At 42.8% G+C, this 15,741-nt stretch carries 13 protein-coding genes and 1 pseudogene; 10 read left to right on the forward strand and 4 right to left on the reverse strand.

The window, feature by feature from the left end; all coding sequences use genetic code 11:
• Nucleotides 1-381 precede the first annotated feature (381 nt).
• Nucleotides 382-1,206 (forward strand): type II pantothenate kinase, encoded by an 825-nt coding sequence (gene coaW / locus BACCELL_RS15820; RefSeq protein WP_007212909.1) that lies wholly within the window; start codon nucleotides 382-384, stop codon nucleotides 1,204-1,206.
• Here the strand turns inward: coaW and BACCELL_RS15825 are convergent.
• Both BACCELL_RS15825 and BACCELL_RS15830 read right to left on the reverse strand, forming a co-directional pair.
• On the reverse strand, nucleotides 1,192-2,460 hold the full coding sequence (locus tag BACCELL_RS15825) for an ATP-binding protein (protein ID WP_007212910.1): 1,269 nt from the start codon (nucleotides 2,458-2,460) through the stop codon (nucleotides 1,192-1,194). The two genes, coaW and BACCELL_RS15825, sit on opposite strands and share 15 nt — an antisense overlap.
• A 607-nt stretch (nucleotides 2,461-3,067) precedes the next feature.
• Nucleotides 3,068-4,342 (reverse strand): ATP-binding protein, encoded by a 1,275-nt coding sequence (locus BACCELL_RS15830; RefSeq protein WP_007212912.1) that lies wholly within the window; start codon nucleotides 4,340-4,342, stop codon nucleotides 3,068-3,070.
• A gap of 262 nt (nucleotides 4,343-4,604) precedes the next feature.
• On the opposite strand from BACCELL_RS15830, the gene rpsA reads away from it, so the two are divergent.
• The 7 genes and pseudogenes from rpsA to BACCELL_RS15870 all read left to right on the forward strand — a co-directional run bounded on the left by rpsA (nucleotide 4,605) and on the right by BACCELL_RS15870 (nucleotide 10,263).
• On the forward strand, nucleotides 4,605-6,401 hold the full coding sequence (gene rpsA, locus BACCELL_RS15840; RefSeq protein ID WP_007212914.1) for a 30S ribosomal protein S1: 1,797 nt from the start codon (nucleotides 4,605-4,607) through the stop codon (nucleotides 6,399-6,401).
• 196 nt (nucleotides 6,402-6,597) lie between these two features.
• Nucleotides 6,598-7,395 carry a hypothetical protein gene (locus tag BACCELL_RS15845; RefSeq protein ID WP_007212915.1) on the forward strand — a complete coding sequence of 266 codons (798 nt, stop codon included), beginning with the start codon at nucleotides 6,598-6,600 and terminating at the stop codon, nucleotides 7,393-7,395.
• A 27-nt stretch (nucleotides 7,396-7,422) separates the two neighbouring features.
• Nucleotides 7,423-8,336, forward strand: a pseudogene (locus BACCELL_RS15850) (ribonuclease Z).
• Nucleotides 8,337-8,438: 102 nt separating this feature from the next.
• Nucleotides 8,439-8,759: a T9SS type A sorting domain-containing protein gene (locus BACCELL_RS15855; RefSeq protein WP_007212918.1), complete on the forward strand. Its 321-nt coding sequence runs from the start codon at nucleotides 8,439-8,441 to the stop codon at nucleotides 8,757-8,759.
• A 20-nt stretch (nucleotides 8,760-8,779) separates the two neighbouring features.
• Nucleotides 8,780-9,334: an RNA polymerase sigma factor gene (locus BACCELL_RS15860; protein WP_007212919.1), complete on the forward strand. Its 555-nt coding sequence runs from the start codon at nucleotides 8,780-8,782 to the stop codon at nucleotides 9,332-9,334.
• A gap of 48 nt (nucleotides 9,335-9,382) precedes the next feature.
• Entirely contained in the window at nucleotides 9,383-9,757 is a 375-nt protein-coding gene (locus tag BACCELL_RS15865; RefSeq protein WP_007212920.1) for a hypothetical protein, read from the forward strand.
• Nucleotides 9,758-9,789: 32 nt separating this feature from the next.
• A complete protein-coding gene (locus BACCELL_RS15870; protein ID WP_007212921.1) occupies nucleotides 9,790-10,263 on the forward strand; it encodes a hypothetical protein in 474 nt (157 codons plus the stop codon).
• A gap of 108 nt (nucleotides 10,264-10,371) precedes the next feature.
• Here the strand turns inward: BACCELL_RS15870 and mazG are convergent, their stop codons facing one another.
• Together mazG and BACCELL_RS15880 are read right to left on the reverse strand one after the other, a co-directional pair.
• Nucleotides 10,372-11,181: a nucleoside triphosphate pyrophosphohydrolase gene (gene mazG / locus BACCELL_RS15875; RefSeq protein WP_007212922.1), complete on the reverse strand. Its 810-nt coding sequence runs from the start codon at nucleotides 11,179-11,181 to the stop codon at nucleotides 10,372-10,374.
• 12 nt (nucleotides 11,182-11,193) lie between these two features.
• Nucleotides 11,194-12,243 (reverse strand): DUF3810 domain-containing protein, encoded by a 1,050-nt coding sequence (locus BACCELL_RS15880; RefSeq protein WP_007212923.1) that lies wholly within the window; start codon nucleotides 12,241-12,243, stop codon nucleotides 11,194-11,196.
• A gap of 120 nt (nucleotides 12,244-12,363) precedes the next feature.
• On the opposite strand from BACCELL_RS15880, the gene BACCELL_RS15885 reads away from it, so the two are divergent.
• A complete protein-coding gene (locus tag BACCELL_RS15885) occupies nucleotides 12,364-13,005 on the forward strand; it encodes a hypothetical protein (RefSeq protein ID WP_007212924.1) in 642 nt (213 codons plus the stop codon).
• 65 nt (nucleotides 13,006-13,070) lie between these two features.
• Complete coding sequence (locus tag BACCELL_RS15890; protein WP_007212925.1) at nucleotides 13,071-15,701, forward strand: valine--tRNA ligase; 2,631 nt, start codon at nucleotides 13,071-13,073, stop codon at nucleotides 15,699-15,701.
• The last annotated feature ends 40 nt before the right edge of the window (nucleotides 15,702-15,741 follow it).

Genomic DNA, 15,741 nt, shown 5'->3' on the forward strand with positions numbered 1-15,741 from the left:
GTGATGTACTGAACGGATAAAGGCGTATACCAAGCAAAAAAATGGCATACCCTCCATACTTTTCCTCATAAAACGGCATGAAAATAGCTGGTTACCAAACAGCCATTTTAAGCATCTTACATGATGTATTTGACAGATTATAAGCGATATATATTCATTTTACTTGGTGCAAGCAAATTTGCCTACACTTTATTTCTATTTGCTGCCACCACCGCTCTAACCCCGATGAACAAGGAGATACAAGACATGAGTGCAAGCGTGTAGGGAAAGGTGTGAATAAACTTTTTGTAACGGGGCTTTATGTATGCAACAAAAAAGAATTGAATACACATCTACAATAAAACAATTTGTACCTTTGTAGCCGAATACAATATTGAAACTATGGGAATTGTAATAGGAATAGACGTTGGCGGAAGTACTACAAAAATTGTAGGAATCAACGGAGAACAGATACAGTCACCGATGTTTATCACTGCGACTGATCCGGTTACTTCTTTGTTCGGGGCTTTCGGGAAGTATATTTATGATAATGGTATTCAGCTTTCGGATATAGAGCAAGTGATGCTGACAGGTGTGGGTAGTGCATTTGTAGATAGTCCGTTGTATGGTTTACCCACGGATAAGGTCGATGAGTTTATAGCCAATGGGTTGGGTGCACGTCATGCCACGGATATTGACCAGCTGATCGTGGTAAGCATGGGAACGGGCACTTCTTTCGTAAGAATCAACGGAGAAAAGATAGAGCATATTGGTGGTATGGCAATTGGCGGAGGTACTTTGCAGGGACTTTCCCGCTTGTTGCTGAAGACGCATGATTTCAGGCAGATTGCAGCAATTGCCGAGAAAGGCGACATTACCCGTGTAAACTTGCAGATTGGAGATATTTGCAATCGTCCTTTGCCGGATCTTCCGGTGCATGCTACTGCTTCGCTGTTCGGAAAAGCGGATAGTAACGCTTCGCAGGAAGATATTGCAAAAGGGATTATTTATATGGTGCTGCAAACGATAGGTGGTGCAGCTGTGTTGTCTGCGCTGAATGGTCCTATCAAAGATTTCGTCTTGATTGGTAATCTTACTAAATTTCCGCAGTGCCAGGAGGTTTTTCCGAATATGGAAAAGATATATGGGGTGCGCTTCCATATTCCACCCTATGCGGAGTATCGGACGGCGATAGGGGCGGCACTGGCATATTTATCTAAGCATTAGCAGCCACTTCCATACAGGGATTACTTCTATTCTTGAATGATTATCTATTTGCAGCACACTTTCCTCATCGAAAGTGATAACGAGAAAACGTTTGCAAGGCAATACCTTGGACAGTTTTATTAATGCATCCGTTTCCCGTTCCCTGGTTTCCAAGTCTTTTATACTATATGATACCTGTATGGCCCATTCTTTTTCCGGAATATAGAAATCGACTTCTATCCCTTTATTATAAAAGAATACGGCATCTTCTTTCCCGAATTGGCGAATCAGGCTGATTGCTACCAGATTTTCAAGCAAAGATGTATTTCCGTCTATCAGGAATAAATTGAGTATTCCGTTATCTGTGAAATAATATTTGCTGTTGCTTTCTTTCTCAGCCAGTTTAGCGGCAATATTATTGATGCGTTGAAGAAGCCAGGCCGACTCTGCATATTCAACGTATTTTATGGCAGAAGTTGTGCTGAGTTTGCTGCCCGTAGTGGATACTATATTGGCTATACGGTTGAAAGATATAGGTTGTTTTATGCTTTCCGCCAGTTTTTTAATCATAATCTTCAGCCCGAAAGTGTTCGTTATGGCATTTCTGGCAGCGATATCTCCTAAATATATCTTTTGATATACGCTGGTGAGATAGTTCCTTTTTGCTGCAAGAAGTGCACCTTCGGGGAAACCGCCATTATGGAAGTAGTCAATAAAACGGTTCATTACGGCAGCTCTGGATTCTGTACCCAATAGAGACAGCTCGTCATAAGTCGTGTGGTGGACTTCCAGAAATTCCGGGAAACTGTAAGGATATACATTGATTGTAATATACCTGCCTCCTAATGTCGTTTGTATGTCACTACTAAGCATTTTGGCATTGCTTCCGGTGATGTATACCTTATATTTTTCATCCGCTAAGCGTCGGGCAAACTTTTCCCAGCCTTCTATATTTTGTATTTCGTCGAGGAAAAGTATAGGCCTCTTTCCATACATTTCGAGGTGAGCTTCAATGATGAGGTTGAGCTCGGAAACTTGCAATCCGTCTAAGCGTTCATCTTCGAAGTTGATATATAGCATACTGTCCCATCCAACGCCTTCAGTGAGTAATTGCTGGATGCGTTGATAGATCAAGAAAGATTTTCCGGCGCGCCTGATGCCTATAAGTACATAATTACCGAAATCTTCAAAATGAAAGTCTCTCTTGAAGACCTCGTAACGCTGAACCTCTTTCTGATTGTCCAGCATGACTGATTTTAATAGTTGCTTATCCATACTGTTTAATCTGCTGGATAAAAAGCAAGGTGGTTTATCCAATCTGTTGGATGAAACGGTGGTGTTTTTATCCAATCGTTTGGACAAAGATACTTAAAATCCTTTTAGGAAGCAATAAAGCAGTCTAAAGTTTATGCTTATGTTTCAGAAAAATACGGTGAAAAGCTTGACTTCGGCTTTTGTATGTAGTATATTTGTATCCGTAATCTTAACTCATATTCAATTTTAAATTAGCATAAGAGGAGGAGCATTGCTTCTCCTCATTTCTGTATCTTCCCTTTTCATGCTTCCTGAATACCACACTCCAATACTCTCGATGCCACACCTCAGTTTCCCGAATGCCACACCTCGGCAGGTGAAATGCCACAGGTTTCACCCGCTAACATGTGGCATTTGGAGGATTAAAGTGTGGCATTTGTCTTGTTTACATGTGGCAAATGCATCGTCTGTTTGTGGCAAGCGCATCATCTGTTCGAGTACAACAGACCATCTGTTTAAGGTAAACAGACCGTCTGTTCCGTAAGTGTGCCAGTAATGCAGTCGGCTATCTAAATTCGCTTAGAGGAGTTAATAATATGTAAATCTGCTCTTGACAACAATTCGGTTCTCAAGTTCGTAACGGTTCCTCTTCCAACAGCCATTTCCAAACAGGAATCACATGAATAGAGACACCGCTTTCGTGAGTAATAATCCGTTCTTCATCCCGTGTGATAATACACATATTATCCATTGGAAAAACACGGTTTAGCTTGATGAGGCCTTCCACTTCTCGCCGACAGGTTGTTTCATCCATCAGAGAGTAGCTGACCTGAATAGCCGTTTTTGCTTCCGGTATGACGAAATCCACTTCTATGTTTTGGTTGTAGAAGTAGAGTTGGGCACCGTATCTCTTATATAAATGAATAGCGACGATGTTTTCTAAAAGAGAAGTATTGCCATCAAGCAAAAAGATACTCAGTAAGCCATTGTCTATAAAATAATGCTTCATGTTTGAATTGCGCTCGGCAAATTTGGCGGCATAGTTCTCTATAGGGAATATGAGGCAGGATTCTTTTAAATAACGGATGAACTCGATGACGGTTGCTTTGCTTATTTTTATGCCAATAGAACTGATTAAGTTAGCCAATCGTGTATATGAAACAGGTTGCTTGACATTCTCGGCCAACCTTCGCACCAGTAATCCCAAAGCTTCTTCGTTTCGAACTTTGTTTCGCACAATTAAATCGCTGAAGAATATTTTACTGTAAATGTCATTCAGCCAGACTCTTTTAGCTATGACATCGGTTAATTCAGGAAAGCCCCCATACAGGAAGTAGTCATTGAAGGCCTTGCTTACTTCGGCAGCTTGTTTGCCATACATCCAGTTCTTGGATAAAATGATATCCCGGGCATTCAGATATTCAGCAAAGGAATAAGGATAGACATCTTTATTCCAGAAACGTCCCCCCAATGTAGTGGCAATTTCCCGGCTCAGCATTTTGGCATTGCTACCGGTGATGTAAATGTTATACTTCTGGTTTGCCAGGCGTCGGGCAAAGTGTTCCCAACCTTCGATATTCTGTATCTCATCAAAGAAAAGTAAAGGACGCAAATCAAACAGGCTATGATATGCTTGCAGGATTAGGTCTAAATCATCCGCTGTCATTTGTCGGAGGCGCTCATCGTCAAAATTGATATAAACAATTTCATTGATGTTATGCTCTTCGCGTAGTAGTTGCTGGATGCGCTGATAAAGTAAATAGGATTTTCCGGCTTGTCGGATGCCTACGAATACGTAGTTCCCCTTCTGCTCAAAAAAGAACGGACGTTCTGTCAGAGAAATTTCATTCACGAACTCCTGACCCTCTATGATGATTCTGCGGATTACTTCTCTTTCTACCATAAGAACATGAATTATGTAAGAATTGATGGCAAATATAATACTTTTGTTTTGTATGCAGAATGAATTTTATGCTTTTTTGTTTCCTATACAAAACAGCTTAGGCTATACTACCGATTGTTCTATACCGTTCGGATGTAAAAATACCAAGAAATTTCAGATGGAACTTTTTGCTCTTCAAGAAAATACTCCTATCTTTGCGCCCGAATTTATGAGCTAATATAATGTCTCACTCAATTAATTATTAAACAACTTATTTTATTTAATGGAAAACTTAAAAAATGTAGCGCCTGTTGAAGACTTCAACTGGGATGCTTATGAAAATGGCGAAACCTTCGGTGGTGCCAGCCACGAAGAGTTGGAAAAGGCTTACGACAGTACGCTTAACAAAGTTAACGACCGTGAGGTAGTTGACGGAACTGTAATCGCGATGAACAAACGTGAAGTTGTTGTGAACATCGGTTACAAATCAGACGGTATCATTCCTCTGAATGAATTCCGCTACAATCCTGACTTGAAGATCGGTGATACTGTAGAAGTATACATCGAAAACCAGGAAGACAAAAAAGGACAGTTGGTTCTGTCTCACCGTAAAGCTCGCGCTACTCGCTCTTGGGATCGTGTGAACGCTGCTTTGGAAAACGAAGAAATTATCAAGGGTTACATCAAGTGCCGCACAAAGGGTGGTATGATCGTAGATGTATTCGGTATCGAAGCTTTCTTGCCGGGTTCTCAGATCGACGTGAAACCTATCCGCGACTACGATGTATTCGTTGGCAAAACTATGGAATTCAAGGTTGTTAAGATCAACCAGGAATTCAAGAACGTGGTTGTTTCTCACAAGGCTCTTATCGAAGCTGAACTGGAACAACAGAAGAAAGAAATTATCGGTAAGCTCGAAAAAGGACAAGTTCTTGAGGGTACCGTTAAGAATATCACATCTTATGGTGTATTCATCGACTTGGGTGGCGTAGATGGTTTGATTCACATCACTGACCTGTCTTGGGGCCGCGTAAGCGATCCGAAGGAAGTGGTTGAACTCGACCAGAAGCTCAACGTTGTTATCCTTGATTTCGACGATGAGAAGAAGCGTATCGCTCTTGGTCTGAAGCAACTCACTCCGCATCCTTGGGATGCTCTTAGCGCTGAACTGAAAGTGGGTGACAAGGTGAAGGGTAAAGTAGTGGTTATGGCTGACTACGGTGCATTCATCGAAATCGCTCCGGGCGTTGAAGGTTTGATCCACGTATCTGAAATGTCTTGGTCACAACACTTGCGTTCTGCACAAGACTTCATGAAGGTAGGTGACGAAGTGGAAGCAGTAGTTCTGACTCTGGACCGCGAAGAACGTAAGATGTCTTTGGGTATCAAACAACTGAAGCAAGATCCTTGGGAAACTATCGAAGAGAAGTATCCTGTAGGTTCTAAGCACACTGCTAAAGTTCGTAACTTCACTAACTTCGGTGTATTCGTTGAAATCGAAGAAGGTGTTGACGGCTTGATCCACATCTCTGACCTGTCTTGGACTAAGAAGGTTAAACATCCTTCTGAATTCACTCAGATCGGTGCAGACATCGAAGTTCAGGTACTGGAAATCGACAAAGAAAACCGTCGCTTGAGCCTTGGCCACAAGCAACTCGAAGAAAACCCCTGGGATGTATTCGAAACAGTATTCACTGTAGGTTCTGTACACGAAGGTACTATCATCGAAATGCTGGATAAGGGCGCTGTTGTTGCTCTGCCTTATGGCGTAGAAGGTTTCGCTACTCCGAAACACCTCGTTAAGGAAGATGGCTCTCAGGCTCAGATGGATGAGAAACTGTCATTCAAGGTTATCGAGTTCAACAAAGATGCTAAGCGTATCATCCTTTCTCACAGCCGTATCTTCGAAGATGCTGCAAAGGCAGAAGAAAGAGCTGAAAAGAAGGCTGCTGGTAAGAAGCCGGCTGGCAATAAGAGAGAAGACGCTCCGGCTATTCAAAACCAGGCTGCTTCTACTACTCTGGGCGACATCGACGCTCTGGCTGCTTTGAAAGAGCAAATGGAAGCTGGAAAGAAGTAATCACTTCTATAGATAGATAAAGACGAGAGGGCACTTACTTGAAAGTGTCCTCTCTTTTTTTTCTATTTGGGTAGAATCTTGGGGAATAAAGTGTGCTTTTTTATTTTATGATTATCTTTGCAGAATAGTGGTTGAATGTGGTGGCTCTGAATCTACCGCATTCTGAATGGTATAAATAATTTAATGTAGATTTACTATGCGAAACATTATTAAGAATTTGGGAAGCATTATGTTGCTGACCTGTTTGTCTCTCATCTTGCTGACCGGATGCAGTCGGAAGTCTCAACTGAAATTAGCAATAGAAATGGCTAATAAGCAATGCCCTATGAGTATAGGAACGACAGGCGAAATATCGAGCATTACTTTTGATGGAACGGATGTGATATACAGTCTGTTGATGAATGAAGACTATCTGGACTTGGATGCCTTGGGGAAGAATACCGATGCAATGAAGTCTGCTGTAATGGTTATGTTCAAGAATCCGAAAGGGGAAATAAAGTCAATGCTGGAAATGGTAGTGGATACTAAATCCGGTATTAGATTAATATATAAAGGAAAGTCTACCGGTAAAGAAGTGGAATGTAGACTGGACACTGAAGAACTGAAACGCATCTTGAACCAGAAGGGAACGGAAAAAGAGAGTGAGCGGCAGAAGTTGGAAGAACTGGTGAATGTTACCAATGTGTCATGTCCGATGACGATAGATGAGGCTACCATTCTTAATAAGTTAACGATAGAGGCGGATAAAGTAGTATACAATTATACGATTGATGAAGAAAAAGTAGCAATGGCTGCTTTAAAGAGTAATGAGGAGCAGATGAAACAGAATATAAAGGGAGCTTTGAATGTATCCGAACCTTCCTTAAAAATGTTCCTGGAAGCATGTATGAAGGATAATAAAGGGATAGCATACCGATATGTAGGTGATACCTCTGGTGAAAATATAGAATACCTTTTTACTGTTGCTGAACTAAAAGAGCTTCTGTCCAAATAAATAAGGATTGTTCAGAATGTATTGCTAATGGAAAAGTTTGAATTACATATACTGGGCTGCGGTTCTGCGCTGCCTACTACCCGTCATTTTGCCACTTCGCAAGTGGTGAATGTGCGTGACAAACTTTATATGATAGACTGCGGAGAAGGATCGCAATTGCAATTCCGCAAGTCCCGACTGAAGTTTTCCCGCTTGAATCATATTTTTATTTCTCATCTGCATGGAGATCATTGCTTTGGTTTGTTGGGATTGATATCCACGCTCAATCTGCTGGGGCGTACGGCTGAGTTGCATATTCATTCACCGAAAGGATTGGAAACCCTATTTGCTCCGATGCTAAGTTTCTTTTGCCGGCAAATGACGTATAAGGTTCTTTTCCATGAGTTTGAGACGAAAGAACCCGGAATGATCTATGAAGACCGTTCTCTGACAGTGACTACCATTCCATTGCGTCATCGTATGCCTTGTTGCGGTTTTCTGTTTGCAGAGAAGCAGCGGCCTAATCATATCATTCGGGAGATGGTCGACTTCTATGAAGTGCCGGTATATGAGTTGAATAGGATAAAGAATGGGGAAGACTATGTGACTCCGGAAGGCAAAATCATTTCCAATTCCTTACTGACACGTCGTCTGATCTACCGCGTAGTTATGCCTATTGTTCGGATACCATCTATATGCCTGAGATTGCAGAACAGATAAAAGGAGTAGATTTGCTATTCCATGAGGCCACTTTTGCAAATGCAGACTTGCCTCGTGCCAAAGAAACCTTTCATACTACTGCTGCTCAGGCGGGAGAGATAGCCAAGGCGGCAGGAGTGAAGAAATTGGTGATCGGGCATTTTTCTGCCCGCTATGAAGATGAGAATGTTTTGCTTAAAGAAGCTTCGGCTGTTTTCCCCGAAACAGTGCTGGCTAAGGAAACGCTGTGTTTGGAGGTATAAATGATAATCACTAACAAATTATCATTTAACCGTCTGTTTTTTGTTTTATCGAACCGAATGCCGTATATTTGTACGGAATAATCTGAAAACATAGGCTTATAGATGAGAAAGTTACTCTACTGTTTTTTCTTTTTGTTGACTTTTTCGTCGCAGTCCGTGGCATGGGCGCAGGACGGTCGGAAGCAGGAAACGGCTCAGAAAGAGCAGCCGTCTTCTACTATTGTACTGACTGTTTCGGCAGAAAACCGGGTACGTGTGCAGAATGCAGAACCCGGTTCCCAGATGGAAGTCTACAATATTGTAGGCGTGAAACTTACCACGATACGCATTGACTCTACGGATGTCACCGTTCAGGTGAATTTGCCTAAAGGTTATTACATCTTTAAGATTGGGAATGTCGTGCGGAAAGTGGTAATCAAATAAACGAAACGGAATAGATACTTATGAATCCTTCCTATAATGAACGCGAAGTGCTGGAGCTTCTACAAGATGAAAGTACACAAAAGCGAGGGTTTGAGTTGATTGTTGCGCAATATAGCGAACAATTATACTGGCAGATCCGTCGTATGGTGCTTTTGCATGAAGATGCCAATGACTTACTTCAGAACACGTTCATTAAGGCATGGACCAATATTGATTATTTCCGTGGAGATGCGAAGCTTTCTACCTGGCTCTATCGCATCGCTTTGAATGAATGTTTGACTTTCCTAAATAAACAACGCGCTGTAACTACTGTTTCTATCGATGATGAAGATGCTTCTGTACTTCAGAAGCTGGAAAGTGATCCCTATTTCTCCGGTGACCGGGCACAGAAGTCTCTACAGAAAGCACTGCTTACACTGCCGGAAAAACAACGTATGGTATTCAACTTAAAGTATTACCAGGAAATGAAATACGAGGAGATGTCCGACATCTTCGGCACATCTGTCGGCGCTCTGAAAGCCTCTTATCATCATGCCGTGAAAAAAATCGAGAAGTTTTTGGAGGGAGAGGTTTAAACCTTTACCCCAAAACATAGTCTAACCTAACAGAGAGGAAAAAAGCTTATGAAAGAAGAAGATAACATATTGAAGAAGGTAGGGAAGGAAAATGTTTTCCGTGTTCCTGACGGATACTTTGAGAATCTTACTTCAGAGGTGATGAGCCGGCTTCCCGAAAAGGAAACACCTGCAATTATTAAGAGAGAACCTACGAAGTGGGAGAGAATAAAGCCATGGGTATATATGACTGCCATGTTTGCCGGCGCAGCATTGATTATCCGCGTTGCTTCTACTGACCGTACACCTGTTAACAACCGGATGGCGATGGACGAACCTGAAACCGAAGTTGTTTCTGATGAATATATCAGTGCTGTGCTGGATAATTCCATGCTGGATGATTATTCGCTGTATGTCTATCTCACAGACGCCGGTGCAGAGTGATGTGAGTAACAACTTAACTGTATGAGAAGAAAATGAAAAAGCTGATTGTTTTGTTTATTGTGATGTGCAGTTTCATCCCCTTGTCATGGGCTATGGACGGATGTAATCAACATTTGTCTCCTGACGAATTCCGTGCCAAGCAGAAAGCGTATATCACTGAGAAAGCCGGATTGACTAAGGAAGAAGCCGCTAAATTCTTTCCTGTTTATTTTGAATTACAGGACCGCAAAAAGCAACTGAATGACGAAGCATGGAACTTACTTCGAAAAGGAAGGGATGAAAAGACGACCGAAGCGCAATATAATGAGATTTTAGAAGGCGTATACGATGCCCGTATTGCTACCAACCGTCTGGAGAAAACTTACTATGAGAAGTTCAAGAAGATACTTTCGAACAAAAAGATATATTTAGTGCAACGTGCTGAAATGCGTTTTAACCGTGAGTTGCTGAAGGGGATGCATCATAAAGGTGGAGAACCTCAAAAACCGCAAGGAAAGAAAAAATAAAATAGGCATAAAAGGGAAGAAGTTGACAAGGGGACAAGGGCCATGCGGTATGATAATGCAAGCCCCTTGTCCCCTTGTTCTTTTGTTAATTTAGCCTTTTCCCCCTTGTCAACTTCTTTCCTTGTCAACTTCTCTCTCCAGCTTTTTAGCTTCGTTCCAGATGGCGTCCATCTCCTCCAGAGTCATATCATGCAGGTTTTTGCCTTCCTTGATGGTGTGCGCTTCCAGATAATTAAAACGGTTGATAAACTTCTGGTTGGTGCGTTCTAATGCATTATCCGGATTGATCTTGTAGAGGCGTGCGGCATTGATAAGGCTGAATAGTACATCCCCGAATTCGGCTTCTGCCTTGTCCTTATCCATATTGGCTACTTCTGCCTGAAACTCCTGGATTTCTTCTTTTACCTTATCCCACACTTGTTCCCGTTCTTCCCAATCGAAGCCGACGTTGCGGGCTTTGTCCTGAATACGGTAAGCTTTGATGAGTGAAGGAAGGGCGGCAGGAACACCACTCAATACACTCTTGTTTCCACCTTTCTCTCTTAACTTCAGTTGTTCCCAGTTTTCGGAAACTTGTCCGGCAGTATCGGCTTTTACGTCACCGAACACATGGGGATGGCGGAAGATTAATTTCTCGCAAAGGTGATCGCATACATCTTTCATGTCAAAATCGCCTTTCTCGGAACCTATCTTTGCGTAGAAAGCTACGTGTAGCAAGACGTCTCCCAGCTCTTTGCAGATATCATTTTTATCGTCACGTATCAGGGCGTCACAAAGTTCATAAGTTTCTTCAATGGTGTTGGGACGCAGACTTTCGTTAGTCTGCTTGCGGTCCCAGGGACATTTCTCGCGGAGTTCGTCGAGTATGTCCAGGAAGCGTCCGAAGGCTTCCATCTGTTCTTTTCTTGTATGTAACATATCTTTATAGGGTTATTTATTGCAATGTGTATAATAGGATATAAGCAATCCGACTACTTCGGAGTAGTTCTTGCGGCCACTTTGTATCTTGTTTCCTTTCAGGTACAGGTCGTATATCCAGTCTTGTATATCTCCGATGAGTGGACTGTATTTTTCCGTCCAGTATTCCTGATTACTTTTAGCCTGTTCAATGATTTCGGGGCGAATCCGGTTGAAGAGCTCTTTGTATTCTTCTTCATCCATCAGTCGGCGGGCATTGACAAGTACGTGTCCCAGCACTGAAAAGTATCCGCAGAAACGGATACCTCGCGCTTGCGAACGGGTACAGACCTGATAAGCGTAGAAGTTAGCTTCCGCCTCGCTGGAAATGCCCAATAAATGTGCCAGTTCATGCGCATACGTGGCAGGATACTGTGAAGGGAGCAGATCTCCATTCAAGGTAAATTCGCAGAAGAAAGGTCCCATGCTACCGGTGACGCCCACCATGGAAATCAGTGGAGTGAAAAGCATTGTCTTCACCCGTGGTGACTTATGGAAAGGATGATGTACACCCAGCGTATTACTGATCTGATTGTATCCGCGAACAGTTTCCCGGCGGATAAGGTCCTTATTGATGGTAGTTACATCTACATACGATCCATTCAGTTTGTCAACGTAATCATTAACAAAATTCCGGAAGTTCTCGGGAGTGTATGCGGTATAAGGAATCTTTGTCCGTTGGTAGAAATTGGGCTGTGAATAATTAAGTCCCCAAGCCAGATAGAACCAGACGTATATCCATAACAGATATTCAATATCATTCAGCAAGATACGTTTCCATTTTTTCTTCTGAAAGCGGCGGGCATAGGCAGGGTAGAGGAGTACGCCCGCAATGCTGAGGGCTATGAATAAGTCGCCTATGGCAAAGGGAATGAGGCGGGAGAAAGACGAAAGAATATAAGCTATGACAGGATATACACTGTGTGCATATATTCTTCCCATAGCCGGAATGAGCTGTGTGGCCCAGACTACTAACAAGAGTGTGCATAGCACGATATAACGAATCTTCAGCTTATATTTCATCGCAAATTTATTTGAAAGGCAAAAATATACATTTATTAAATGTCACGTAGGAAATTAGCTTTATATTTGCAAAAAAACTATTAATAAGCAACTTAAGTAACGACATTAGACACTGTAATTATGACTGATCAAAATGACATTGAACGCTATTGCCGTAATTGCGTTTCACGCGATTTCGTGAATGGCAGAGGACTGGTTTGCAAGCGTACCGGGGCTATTCCTGCATTTGTAGGTGAATGTGAAAGCTATCAGAAAGATGAAGAGCTGGAGAAAATGGCTCCCACTCCTAAACCTGAAGATTATTCGGGATATGTAGACAGGGAGAAACTGTTGGCTGAGGAGAATTTACCGAAAGCTGTATTGTTCGGAGTGCTGGCATGCATTGCAGGTGCTGTGGCTTGGGCTTTGATCTCTATTTCTACCGGATACCAGATGGGATATATGGCCATTGGTGTCGGTTTTCTGGTAGGATTTGCGATGCGCCAGGGGAAAGGAATACGCCCTATATTCGGCATTATTGGTGCTGCTTTGGCGTTGATAAGCTGTGTGATGGGAGATTTCTTCTCTATCGTAGGTCTGGTGGCCAAAGAATATGAAGTCTCTTTTATGGACGTTCTTTTCGACGCCAGTTATGGTGAAGTGATGTCTGTGGTAATAGAAAATATGGCTTCCATGACAATCGTATTTTATGGAATTGCTCTTTATGAAGGTTATAAATTGTCGTTCTCTGCACAGAAAGCGCCGGAGGGTGGCAAGATTTGAATTTAATTTAGTAATTTTGCGCCCGTTATTCGCGATAAAATAAATTATATACAGATTTAAAAGATATGGAATTAGCAAGTAAGTACAACCCTGCTGACGTAGAGGGAAAGTGGTACCAGTATTGGTTGGACCACAAATTATTCAGTTCAAAACCCGATGGTCGTGAGCCTTACACCATCGTCATTCCGCCCCCTAACGTCACCGGCGTGCTCCACATGGGACACATGCTTAATAATACCATTCAAGATATTCTGGTACGCCGTGCCCGTATGGAAGGTAAAAATGCCTGCTGGGTACCGGGTACTGACCACGCTTCTATCGCTACGGAAGCGAAGGTAGTAAATAAGCTGGCTGCACAAGGTATCAAGAAGACGGATCTTACCCGTGACGAATTCCTGAAGCATGCCTGGGAGTGGACAGATGAACATGGTGGCATCATCCTGAAGCAGTTGCGTAAACTCGGTGCTTCCTGTGATTGGGATCGCACCGCTTTCACTATGGACGAAAAGCGTAGCGAAAGTGTATTGAAAGTATTTGTAGACCTCTACAATAAGGGACTGATTTACCGTGGTGTACGTATGGTAAACTGGGATCCGAAGGCTTTGACAGCCCTTTCTGATGAAGAAGTTATCTACAAGGAAGAGCATGGCAAACTGTATTATCTGCGCTATAAAGTGGAAGGTGATGCGGAAGGACGCTATGCTGTGGTAGCTACTACCCGTCCTGAAACGATCATGGGTGATACCGCTATGTGTATCAATCCGAACGACCCGAAGAACGAATGGCTGAAAGGTAAGAAAGTAATCGTTCCTTTGGTAAATCGTGTGATCCCGGTAATCGAAGACGATTATGTAGATATTGAGTTCGGTACAGGTTGCCTGAAAGTAACCCCTGCGCATGATGTGAACGACTATATGCTGGGTGAAAAGTATAACTTGCCAAGCATCGATATCTTCAACGATAATGGTACATTGAGCGAGGCTGCCGGTCTTTATATCGGTATGGATCGCTTTGATGTTCGTAAACAGATTGAAAAAGACCTGGATGCTGCCGGCCTGTTGGATAAGGTGGAAGCCTATACCAATAAGGTAGGGTATTCCGAGCGTACCAACGTAGTTATAGAGCCAAAGCTTTCTATGCAGTGGTTCCTCAAGATGCAGCATTTTGCAGATATGGCATTGCCTCCTGTAATGAATGACGATCTGAAATTCTACCCTGCCAAGTATAAGAATACCTATCGCTACTGGATGGAGAACATCAAGGACTGGTGTATCAGCCGTCAGTTGTGGTGGGGACATCGCATTCCGGCATACTTCCTTCCGGAAGGTGGATATGTGGTAGCTGCTACTGAAGAAGAAGCTCTGAAACTGGCAAAAGAGAAGACCGGCAATCCGGCCCTGACTATGGAAGATCTTCGTCAGGATGAAGACTGTCTGGATACTTGGTTCTCTTCCTGGTTGTGGCCCATCTCTTTGTTTGATGGTATCAACAATCCGGGTAATGAGGAAATCGATTATTACTATCCGACAAGTGACCTGGTAACCGGTCCGGATATCATTTTCTTCTGGGTAGCCCGCATGATTATGGCAGGTTATGAATATGAAGGAAAGATGCCGTTCAAGAATGTGTACTTTACGGGTATCGTTCGCGATAAGTTGGGACGCAAGATGTCCAAGTCCCTCGGTAATTCTCCCGACCCGTTGGAACTGATTGAGAAGTTTGGTGCCGATGGTGTGCGTATGGGTATGATGCTTGCAGCTCCTGCCGGAAATGATATCTTGTTCGATGACGCTCTTTGCGAACAGGGACGTAACTTCTGTAACAAGATATGGAATGCTTACCGCTTGGTAAGTGGCTGGACAATTGATGATAACCAGCCTATTCCCGAAGCGGCTAAGCTGGCGATATCCTGGTTTGAATCCAAACAGAATGAAGTTACAGCCGAGGTAGCGGATTTATTCAGTAAATATCGCCTGAGTGAAGCTCTTATGGCTGTCTATAAATTGTTCTGGGATGAATTCTCTTCCTGGTTCCTTGAAATCATTAAGCCGGCTTACGGACAAGGCATTCACAGTACGGTTCGTAATGCTGCGATTTGCTATTTTGATAATTTGCTTCGCCTGCTTCACCCGTTCATGCCATTCATTACCGAAGAGCTCTGGCAACAGATGTATGAGCGTGAGGAGGGTGAGAGCATCATGGTATGTCCTTTGAGTATGGATACTCATGTAGACAGCGAGATGATTCAGCAATTCGAAGTGGTGAAGGAAGTTATCAGTAACGTTCGTTCCATTCGTTTGCAGAAAAACATAGCTCAGAAGGAAACACTGGAATTGCAGGTGGTTGGTGAGAATCCGGTTGATGCATTCAACTTGGTTATCATGAAGATGTGTAATCTCTCGGCAATTGATGTGGTAGATACTAAAACCGAAGGTGCTGCTTCATTCATGGTAGGAACTACGGAATATGCCGTACCTCTGGGGAATATGATTGATGTAGAAGCTGAAATAGCCCGTATGGAAGCAGAATTGAAGCACAAAGAAGGTTTCCTGCAAGGCGTTATGAAGAAGCTGAGCAATGAGAAGTTTGTGAATAATGCTCCTGCCGCTGTCCTTGAACTGGAACGTAAGAAACAGGCGGATGCGGAAAGTATTATCAACTCTCTGAAAGAGAGCATTGCTGCGCTGAAGAAATGATTTATTTAAGTAGGTGAGCATAATTAGTTTATATGATGGT

The organism is Bacteroides cellulosilyticus DSM 14838 (assembly GCF_000158035.1).
Taxonomy (GTDB): Bacteria; Bacteroidota; Bacteroidia; order Bacteroidales; family Bacteroidaceae; genus Bacteroides; species Bacteroides cellulosilyticus.

What these genes read in the sequence shown, in the direction of transcription:
- coaW (WP_007212909.1), top strand. Translation starts at nt 382, where the DNA reads ATGGGAATTGTAATAGGAATAGACGTTGGCGGAAGTACTACAAAAATT.
- BACCELL_RS15825 (WP_007212910.1), bottom strand. Translation starts at nt 2,460, where the DNA reads ATGGATAAGCAACTATTAAAATCAGTCATGCTGGACAATCAGAAAGAG.
- BACCELL_RS15830 (WP_007212912.1), bottom strand. Translation starts at nt 4,342, where the DNA reads ATGGTAGAAAGAGAAGTAATCCGCAGAATCATCATAGAGGGTCAGGAG.
- rpsA (WP_007212914.1), top strand. Translation starts at nt 4,605, where the DNA reads ATGGAAAACTTAAAAAATGTAGCGCCTGTTGAAGACTTCAACTGGGAT.
- BACCELL_RS15845 (WP_007212915.1), top strand. Translation starts at nt 6,598, where the DNA reads ATGCGAAACATTATTAAGAATTTGGGAAGCATTATGTTGCTGACCTGT.
- BACCELL_RS15855 (WP_007212918.1), top strand. Translation starts at nt 8,439, where the DNA reads ATGAGAAAGTTACTCTACTGTTTTTTCTTTTTGTTGACTTTTTCGTCG.
- BACCELL_RS15860 (WP_007212919.1), top strand. Translation starts at nt 8,780, where the DNA reads ATGAATCCTTCCTATAATGAACGCGAAGTGCTGGAGCTTCTACAAGAT.
- BACCELL_RS15865 (WP_007212920.1), top strand. Translation starts at nt 9,383, where the DNA reads ATGAAAGAAGAAGATAACATATTGAAGAAGGTAGGGAAGGAAAATGTT.
- BACCELL_RS15870 (WP_007212921.1), top strand. Translation starts at nt 9,790, where the DNA reads ATGAAAAAGCTGATTGTTTTGTTTATTGTGATGTGCAGTTTCATCCCC.
- mazG (WP_007212922.1), bottom strand. Translation starts at nt 11,181, where the DNA reads ATGTTACATACAAGAAAAGAACAGATGGAAGCCTTCGGACGCTTCCTG.
- BACCELL_RS15880 (WP_007212923.1), bottom strand. Translation starts at nt 12,243, where the DNA reads ATGAAATATAAGCTGAAGATTCGTTATATCGTGCTATGCACACTCTTG.
- BACCELL_RS15885 (WP_007212924.1), top strand. Translation starts at nt 12,364, where the DNA reads ATGACTGATCAAAATGACATTGAACGCTATTGCCGTAATTGCGTTTCA.
- BACCELL_RS15890 (WP_007212925.1), top strand. Translation starts at nt 13,071, where the DNA reads ATGGAATTAGCAAGTAAGTACAACCCTGCTGACGTAGAGGGAAAGTGG.